This window comes from Deinococcus alpinitundrae (assembly GCF_009982895.1).
Taxonomy (GTDB): domain Bacteria; phylum Deinococcota; class Deinococci; order Deinococcales; family Deinococcaceae; genus Deinococcus; species Deinococcus alpinitundrae.
On record NZ_WXZL01000015.1, the window covers coordinates 90,921 to 99,573 of the forward strand.

9 protein-coding genes are annotated in these 8,653 nt (G+C 64.4%); 7 read left to right on the forward strand and 2 right to left on the reverse strand.

The window, feature by feature from the left end; translation table 11 throughout:
* The first annotated feature begins 77 nt into the window (after nucleotides 1-77).
* A complete protein-coding gene (locus GUI70_RS14465; RefSeq protein WP_161883019.1) occupies nucleotides 78-746 on the forward strand; it encodes an amino acid ABC transporter permease in 669 nt (222 codons plus the stop codon).
* Here the strand turns inward: GUI70_RS14465 and GUI70_RS14470 are convergent.
* Nucleotides 743-1,966, reverse strand: a complete 1,224-nt coding sequence (locus tag GUI70_RS14470; RefSeq protein ID WP_161883020.1) for an MFS transporter — start codon at nucleotides 1,964-1,966, stop codon at nucleotides 743-745. The genes GUI70_RS14465 and GUI70_RS14470 overlap by 4 nt on opposite strands.
* 30 nt (nucleotides 1,967-1,996) lie before the next feature.
* Between GUI70_RS14470 and GUI70_RS14475 the strand changes: the two genes are divergently transcribed.
* The 6 genes from GUI70_RS14475 (at nucleotide 1,997) to ruvC (ending at nucleotide 7,735) form a co-directional block, all read left to right on the forward strand.
* Nucleotides 1,997-2,662: a hypothetical protein gene (locus GUI70_RS14475; protein WP_161883021.1), complete on the forward strand. Its 666-nt coding sequence runs from the start codon at nucleotides 1,997-1,999 to the stop codon at nucleotides 2,660-2,662.
* 69 nt (nucleotides 2,663-2,731) lie between these two features.
* Nucleotides 2,732-3,151: a HesB/IscA family protein gene (locus GUI70_RS14480; protein ID WP_161883022.1), complete on the forward strand. Its 420-nt coding sequence runs from the start codon at nucleotides 2,732-2,734 to the stop codon at nucleotides 3,149-3,151.
* A gap of 192 nt (nucleotides 3,152-3,343) precedes the next feature.
* Nucleotides 3,344-5,122 carry a peptide ABC transporter substrate-binding protein gene (locus GUI70_RS14485; RefSeq protein WP_306468307.1) on the forward strand — a complete coding sequence of 593 codons (1,779 nt, stop codon included), beginning with the start codon at nucleotides 3,344-3,346 and terminating at the stop codon, nucleotides 5,120-5,122.
* Nucleotides 5,123-5,218: 96 nt separating this feature from the next.
* Nucleotides 5,219-6,217 (forward strand): ABC transporter permease, encoded by a 999-nt coding sequence (locus tag GUI70_RS14490; RefSeq protein WP_161883024.1) that lies wholly within the window; start codon nucleotides 5,219-5,221, stop codon nucleotides 6,215-6,217.
* A gap of 11 nt (nucleotides 6,218-6,228) precedes the next feature.
* Nucleotides 6,229-7,158: an ABC transporter permease gene (locus tag GUI70_RS14495; RefSeq protein WP_161883025.1), complete on the forward strand. Its 930-nt coding sequence runs from the start codon at nucleotides 6,229-6,231 to the stop codon at nucleotides 7,156-7,158.
* Nucleotides 7,159-7,240: 82 nt separating this feature from the next.
* Nucleotides 7,241-7,735, forward strand: a complete 495-nt coding sequence (gene ruvC / locus GUI70_RS14500) for a crossover junction endodeoxyribonuclease RuvC (RefSeq protein ID WP_161883026.1) — start codon at nucleotides 7,241-7,243, stop codon at nucleotides 7,733-7,735.
* Between the two features lie 25 nt (nucleotides 7,736-7,760).
* Here the strand turns inward: ruvC and moaD are convergent, their stop codons facing one another.
* Nucleotides 7,761-8,444, reverse strand: coding sequence for a molybdopterin converting factor subunit 1 (gene moaD, locus GUI70_RS14505; RefSeq protein ID WP_161883027.1), 684 nt, complete (start codon nucleotides 8,442-8,444; stop codon nucleotides 7,761-7,763).
* Nucleotides 8,445-8,653: the final 209 nt, after the last annotated feature.

An 8,653-nucleotide genomic window follows, 5' to 3' on the forward strand; every position in this document is an offset into this window, starting at 1 on the left:
GGTGTGTGGGTCTAGGGGCATGCTCACGCTGGCCGCTGACGGCTGCTAGGCTGGGCGGGTTTGGCCTGGAGTCTTCGATGGAAAACCTGACCTTGATCCTGCAAAGTGCCTGGGCCTCACTGCCCACCCTGCTCGTCGGCACCCGGCTGACCATCGGCTTCGCGCTGGCGGCCATGGTGCTGGGCCTGCCGCTGGGCCTGATCGTGGCGCTGCTGCGGCTCTACGCGCTCGGCTGGCTGCGCTGGCTGGCGACGCTGTATGTCTCGTTCATTCGCGGCACGCCGCTGCTGGTGCAGATCTTCGTGATCTATTACGGCCTGCCGAGTTTCGGCATCACCCTCAGCCCGGTGGTGGGCGGGGTGCTGGCGCTGACCTTCAACGCCGCCGCCTACCTCTCGGAAACGATCCGCGCCGCGATTCTCAGTATTCCCAAAGGTCAGCATGAAGCGGCCTACAGCGTGGGCCTCAGCCGCCTGGAAACCATGCAGCTGATCGTCTTGCCGCAGGCGGCGCGGGTGGCGCTGCCTTCCTTGGGCAACAGCCTCATCGGGCTGGTCAAGGACACCTCGCTGGTGTCAGTCATCACCGTGGTCGAGTTGCTGCGCAGCGCCCAGCTCGTGATCGCCCGCACCTTCGAGCCGTTCGGGCCGTATCTGGCAGCGGCAATGGTCTACTGGGCCGTCAGCAGTTTGCTGGAACTGGTGCAGCGGCGGCTGGAAGTGCGGCTCTCTCGCGGCGCGGCCTAGCGCCCGGCCCGCTGCACCGCCAGCGGCCACAGGGCCGCCAGCAATGCCAGCCCCCCGGTCAGGCCCAGCATCAGCAGCGGGGTGGCAATGCTGCGGGCGGCCAGTCCCGCGCCGAGGGTCAGCCCCAGCGCGTTGAAGGCCATCACGCTGCCGATGACCCGCCCACGCATCTCGGCGGAAATCAGCCCCTGAATACGGGTGGTGGCGACCACTTCCAGCAGGCCCAGCCCCAGCCCGAAGACGCCCGCCGCCGTCCACCAGGGCCACACACCGCCGGCAATGAAGCCCGCCGTGCCGAGCACCAGAATGAAGCGCCCAGTGCCGATCAAGCGGTCCGGCGAGAACCGCGCCGAGAGCGGCCCGACCAGCGCGATGCCCAGTAACACTCCGCCGGAGAGCAGCATTTCGAAGACGGCGTAGTCGGCTGCGCCTCGCCCGGCCGCCAGCATGTGCAGCGGCGCGCGGACATTGGTGACATTCGAAATGAAACTGAGCGCGAAATTCATGGCGAACAGTGCGCCGAGCAGCGGCGTGCTGCGCAGCACGCCGAAACTCAGCCGCAGATCACTCAGCACGTTGAGCGCGCCGCTGGCCGCGCCGGGCATGGGCGGCAGGGCCAGGGTGCCGAGCAGCAGCAGGGCGCTGAGTGCCGCGCCGCTCAGCAGCGTTGCCCCCACGCCCCAGTGGGCCACCCCGAAACCGCCCAGTCCGTAGCCGATGAGCGGCGCGCCCATCATGGCGACGCTGGTCAGGCTGTTGGCGCGCTGCCACTGCCGGGACGGCACCAGGCGCGGCACCATCGCGCTCTGGGCCGTGGCGCTGAGGGTAGCGAGCAGGCCCAGCCCAAATGCCAGCCCCACCACCGCATTCAGGTTGAGCGTGCCGCGCAGGGCCAGCAGTCCCGTGCCGACCACGCCCAGCGTTCTCAGTACGGCGCTGAGGCTCAGCAGGGTGCGCGGCGGCCAGCGGTCGGCCAGCCCGCCCAGCAGCACCGCAAAGAAGCGCGGCAAGCTGAGGGCCAGCACCACCGAGCCGACGGCGGCGGCGCTCCGGGTGCTGGAGGGATGAAGGGTGGCGAGCGCCAGGAAGGGAAGGGCCACATACACCACTGCCTCACCCAGCGCCGAGGCCAGCAGCCCCAGCCAGTAGGTCCAGAACGAGCGGGGCAAACGAAGAGCAGCCGGGTCGGTCACGGCGAGGTCAATTACAGTATCGGGCATGGCCCCAGCTTTGGCGCTAGGCTACCGAAAATGCCGCACACCATTTTGGGAAGCTATGCGGGCGAGTGGTTCACTGCTGCCACGCCCCAGCAAGCGCGGCTCCTGAGTGACCGGGCGGCGCTGCGGCATCTGGAGCCGTTCGTGGGCCGTACGCTGGGCGCGGCGCAGGCGGCCCGCGAGGCCGGGGTCAGCACCGAGCGAATACTCTACCGGATACGGCAATTTCTGGCGGCGGGACTTGTATTCTTGGCGAGCGAGCAGCGGCGGGGCGGGCGCGCCATCAAGCTCTACAGCGCGCCGGGCGGCTTCCGGGTGCCGTTTCACCTGACGCCCTTCAAGGATGCTGAGGCGGAAATCGCGGCCCAGTTTCAGTTTGTCGACCGGTTGCGGCGGCGGGCGCTGGCCCGCAGGCTGACACGGCGTGGTCTGGGTGGGCGGCTGATCTACCGCGACGCGCGCGGCGAGATCAATTTCGAGTACGACGTCCTCGGTGCCCAGGACCGGCAAGCGCTGACTCGGCTCGGCAGCGATTTGACGGGCGTGCAGTGGCTGACCCCGGCGCAGGCCGAGGCCGTCAGGACCAAGTTGGACGAGGTGTGGACGCTGCTGCTGAAGGCGTCCCGCGAACCGGGCACCCAGCCCTACCTGATTCAGACGACCCTGCTTCAACTGGAGGAGGACGATGTGCCCAACTAAGGAAACGAGCAACGCTCCGCCTGTGCGCTCCGCACTATTTTGTAAAGCACAGAAGCGTATCCTGTGTGTATGACTCAGACCCTTGAATCCACGACGCCGCCGATCAACGGCGGACCAATCGGCATCAGCGAGGTCGGCGCGGCCCGCGCCCTGTCGGTCATCGGCAGCAGCGGCAAGGAGAACGCGGGCGTGCGCCTGTTTATCAAGAGCGGCGGGTGCAGCGGCTACCAGTACGGCATGGCGATCGACGACCGTGAACTCGAAGGCGACACCATCCTGTTCGACCGGGGCGTCAAGCTGATCGTCGACCGCATGAGCCTGCCGCTGGTGCAGGGCGCGGAGATCGATTACGTCGAGAACATGATGGGCGGCGGCTTCACCGTCAACAACCCCAACGCCACCTCGGCCTGCGGTTGTGGCAGCTCGTTTCGCACCGACGGCTCGGCAGCCCAGGACGGCGAGGGTTCGTCGGGCTGCGGCAGTCACTGAGCGCTCCACAAGAGACACGCGCACCACACGACACCCAGAGGCTTCGGCCTCTTTTTTTGTGGCAAGGCCATCTGCCGGAATCGTGATCGGCTTGACGGAGTAAAGATTTCTCCATAGTCTTGCCGAATTAACTGTGTGTCGGCGCGTAAAGCGTTGTGGAGGCTTATGAAGAACAGGAAAAATTGGCTCGCTGTGTCCGCCCTGCTGGTCGGCTCGACCCTCCTGAACACGGCCCAGGCCGGGCAGGCCAACAACTCGCTGGTGATCGGCACCTCGCAGGAACCGCCGAACATCAATGACCCCTGGCGCACCAACAATCTGGTGATCGCCACCGAGATCACCTGGTTTATGGAAGCCCACCTGATCGGCAAGGACGACAACGGCGACCTGTATCCGGAAATCGCCACCCGCGTGCCGAGCCTCGCCAACGGTGATTACAAGATCGTCAAGGACGCCAAGGGCAATGTGATTCGCAATAGCGTGACCTTCAGCATCCGCAAGGACGCCAAGTGGAGCGACGGCACGGCCATCACGCCCAAGGATTTCCAGTTCTGGCTCAAGGTCGAGCAAGACGACCGGGTGCCGGTGCCGACCCGCGAACCCTGGGACAAGGCCAAAATCACGGTGCAGGACGCCGATACCTTCACCATCACCTTCGACCCGCCTTACCTGTTCGCCGATCAGATTACCTCGGCGGTCGGCCTCAACCCGGCTCCCAGCGCGGCGATGGAAAAAGCCTGGAGTGCTTTTGACGCGGCCACCAAGAACCTCGATTCCAAGACCGGGGCCAAGCAGATCACCGACGAGTGGAACAAGTTCATCGCCCAGTTCACCACCTCGCGTGGTTTGCCCAAGGTAGTGTCGGGACCGTTCAAGCCGACGAGTTGGCGGGCCGGAAACAGCCTCGTGCTGACCCGCAACCCCAATTACTGGATCACCCCCAAGGGCGGGGCCGACAAGTACCTCCAGACGGTGCAGTACCGCTTCATTGCCGATACCAACACCCTGAAAGTCAATATGTTGTCGGGCCAGCTCGACGCACTGTCGTATGTGGGTCTCACCTTCGATCAGGCGATCGAGGCGCAGCGCAGCGAGCGCGGCAAGTACAAGACCTATTTCGTGCCTGGAGCCACCTGGGAGCATGTGGACATCGCCAACGCCGGAGCGCGTGCCCAGAGCCTGGGCCTGACCGACAAGCGGGTGCGCCAGGCGCTGCTGTACTCGATTGACCGCGACGCGCTGGTCAAGGCGCTGTTCCAGGGCAAGCAGCCGGTCTCCAACACCTGGGTCAGCCCCATCGGCAAGCTCTACAAGAAAGACGCCAAGGACTACAACTTCGACGCTGCCAAGGCCAAGGCACTGTTTGCCGCCGCCGGTTGGAAGCCCGGCCCCGACGGCATCCTGGCCAAAGACGGCAAGAAGATGTCGCTCAACTTCGCCACCACCGCCGGAAACAAACTGCGCGAGCGTGTGCAGCAGATCTTGCAGGCGCAGTGGAAGGCCGTGGGGGTGGACGTCAACATCCAGAACTTCCCGTCCACGGTGGTGTTTTCCAACGACTTCGCGCCGCGCAGCGCCGAGGGCAAGTGGGACCTGTTCATGTATGCCTGGAGCAACGACCCCAGCGTGGAGCGCGGCGATCTGTGGGCCTCGCAGTTCGTGCCCAGCAAGGACAACGCCTACGCGGGCCAGAACTACCCCAACTTCAAAGATGCCGATTACGACAAGCTCTGGAACGACGCCAAGACCGAGTTCGATCTGAGCGCCCGCGTCAAGCTGTTCGACAAGATGCAGGCCATCTGGACCGACGAGGTGCCTTCCTTGCCGCTGTACTTCCGTGCCAACCCCTACACCAAGGTGCCGGGACTGGTCAACTACACCTACACCGCCTACAGCCTCTACCCCTCGTGGAACGCCGCCCAGATGGGCTGGGCCTCGCGCGGAGCTGCCGAAACCTACCCCCAAAAGTAACGGCGGAGCCAGCCAATGGAAAGTGGGGGAGACGGAGTGTGCCGCTCCCCCACTTTTCAGGTTCCCGCGCCGCCCCTTGCCTGACCGGGAGACGCCATGTTCAACTACGCGCTTCGGCGCATCCTGCAAATGATTCCGCTGCTGCTGGTCATCAGCTTGGTCATCTTCACGCTCACCGCCCTGCAACCCGGCGACCCGGTCGATCAGCTGGTGCTGGGCAACTCACAGATCACGCCCGAGGACATCGCGCGCCTGCGGGCCGCCTACGGCCTGGACCAGCCGATCAGTCTGCGCTACTGGTTCTGGCTCACCCATGCCCTCCAGGGCGATTTCGGTTGGTCGCGGACCTTCAGCGCGCCCGCCGCCGCCTACGTCTTCGAGGAGCGGCTGCCCAACACGCTGCTGCTGACCCTGCCCGCGCTCGTGCTCTCTACCCTGATCGCCGTGCCGCTGGGCATCTTCTCGGCGGTGCGCCAGTACAGCATCCTCGATTATGTGCTGACCTTCTTCAGCTTCGTGTCGTTCAGCGCGCCCATCTTCTGGATCGGGGCGATGGCGCTGTGGTTGTTTGCCATCTATGTTCCGCAACTCACGGGCGGGCTGATCTCGCTGCCGCCCGGCGGCCTCGGCAGCCCCGACCTGGCTCCAGACGCGGGGTTCTGGGCGGTGGTCGCCGACAAACTCAGGTACCTGATCTTGCCGCTCTCCATCCTGATGCTGCGCGAGATTGCGGTGATTCTGCGCTTTCTGCGGGCCAGCATGCTGGAAGTGCTGAACCAGGATTTCGTCCGCACGGCGCGGGCCAAGGGCCTGTCCAACCGCAACGTCCTGTACCGCCACGCCCTCAGAAATGCGGTGCTGCCCATCGTGACCTTGTTGGGCCTCTCGATTCCGGGCCTGTTCGGCGGCGCGGTGCTGACTGAAACGGTTTTCTCGTGGCCGGGCATGGGCCGGGTCATCGTGGAAGCGCTGACCAGCAAGGACTTCAATGTGGTGATGGTGGCCCTGACCTTCATCTCGGTGCTGACGGTGGTGTTCCAGCTGCTCACCGACCTCGCCTACGCCGCCGTCGATCCGCGCATTCGCTACAACTAAGGAGCCACAAGATGACCACCCTCGCCTCGGCTCCGGCCCCTCTCAAGAGCCGCTCCACCTTTCAAATCGCCCTCAAGCGCCTGCGCCGTCACAAGCTGGCAATGCTCAGCCTGACCGTGATCGTGCTGCTGGTCCTGATGGCCCTGTTTGCCGGTTGGATCGCGCCGCACGATCCCAATGCCCAGAGCATTTTCGAAATCTACGCGCCACCGAGTGCCAAGTACTGGCTGGGCCAGGACGAACTGGGTCGTGATCTGCTCTCACGCGTCATCTACGGCAGCCGGGTGAGCTTACTGGTGGGCTTCAGCGTGGCCTTTCTCAGCATCCTGGTCGGCACCCTGCTGGGCCTGCTGGCGGGCTTTTTCGGCGGCTGGATCGACATCGCCATCAGCCGCTTTATCGAGTTTATGCTGTCGTTTCCCACCCTGGCCCTGCAACTCGTCCTCAGTGGGCTGTTCGCCTCCAGTGATGCGGCCCCGATCGTGGCGCTGCGGTCTTCACTCGGCGCGAGCGCCAACATCCTGATCGTGGTGGGGGTCTTTTCGCTGTTCGGCTGGATGGGCACCGCTCGGCTGGTGCGCGGCGAGGTGCTCAAGCTCAAGAATCTCGAATACACCGACGCCGCCCGCGCCCTGGGGGCCAGCAGCGTCCGCATCATGCTGCGCCACCTGCTGCCCAACCTGTTTGCCATCGTGATCGTGCAAGCGACCCTCGACGTGGGCACCGCCATTCTCAGTGAGGCGGCCCTGTCGTTTCTGGGCTTCGGCATCCAGCCGCCGGTCTCCACCTGGGGCAACATGCTCAGCAATGCCAACGAGGTGGTGTTGCAGTACCCCTGGATTCCGCTGTATCCGGGCCTGATGATCCTGATCACGGTGCTGTCGTTCAACTTTCTGGGCGACGGTCTGCGCGACGCTTTCGACCCGCGCAGCCGCCTGTAAATTTCGCCTGTTCAACTTACCCCCCGTTGCCGGAGCGCCGGGGGTTTTTTCTGCTCCGCACCTAAAGCGCTATCCTCTCCCCATGATCGTTCTCGGCATCGACCCCGGCCTCGCCAACCTCGGCATTGGCCTCGTCGACGGTACGGCCCGCAAGGCTAGCCATATCCACCACGTCTGCCTCGTGACCGAATCGGCCTGGATCATGCCCCGGCGCTTGCAGTACATCCACACCGAAGTGACCCGCCTGATCGCCGAGTACCAACCCGAAGCAGTGGCCATCGAAGACCAGATTCTGCGCAAGCAGGCCGATGTGGCCTTCAAGGTGGGCCAGGCGTTCGGCGTGGTGCAGCTCGCCTGCGCCCAGGCCGGCCTGCCGGTTCACAGCTACGGTCCGATGCAGGTCAAGCAGACGCTGGTGGGCACTGGACGCGCCGACAAGGAGCAGGTCATCTACATGGTCAAAGCCAGTCTGGGTATCCGCGAGGTCTTCAACAACCATGCTGCCGATGCGCTGGCTCTGGCCCTGACCCATCTGGCCCACCAGGGCGTGCAGCGGGCGCTGGCGGGGCGGCGCTAAAGAGAGCAGGTTTAACAGGGTCAGCTCAGAGCGTTTCGTGCCCTGCCGTGCCGTCCACCCAGTGCTGGCCGTCCTCGTCGCCTTCGTGCTTCCAGATCGGCAGCTCTCTCTTCAGTTCCTCAATCAAATCGTCGCAGGCTTCCAGCGCCACCCGGCGGTGCGGACTGCCCACCCCGATGATCAAGCTGGCCTCGCCGGGACGCAGTTTGCCGGTGCGGTGCTGAATGAAGGCGCTCAGCCGCCCGTGCTTTTGCCGCGCCCGCTCGGCGGCTTCCCGCATGACCTTCTCAGCCATTGGCGCGTAACCTTCGTACTCGATAAATTCCACGACCTTGCCCTGGTTGGGCGAGCGCACCGTGCCCACGAAGTATGCCTGCGCGCCGTACTGCGGCTGTACCAGATGGTTGTCGGCGTCCGAGAGTTTCAGGACTTCCGGCGTCACCTGGCAAAGATCAGTGGGATCCTGTTCACCGCTTCCCCCAGCCACCGGCGGTAAAAAAGCCAGCTCGTCGCCCTCCTGCAAGATGTGCGCCGGGTCGGCGTACGTTTCATTGACGGCTGCCATACACCCCTTCAGCGAAACAGGATAGTCCGACTCGATTTGCGCGGCGGCCTCGCGCACGGTGGCCCTGTCCGGCAGGGTCAGGGTCAGGCTGGCATGCCCGATCTCACGTTTGAGGCGGGCAAAAAAGACGGCTTCGACATTCATATTTCCAAGCTAACACGTGGGTCGTCTGTTCACTACATACGTCTTGCCTACTGTCCTGAACGGCATTTTCTGGATTGCCGCTAAGTCTTTCAAACTTGTTCGAAGGGTCAGGGGTTGACAGCTGGGGGATGGGGATGTATTGTTTCTGAGCCTCAAACGAGGCGGGCTGCATGACAATTTCTGATGACGCGAGTAAAGAACATCTATTA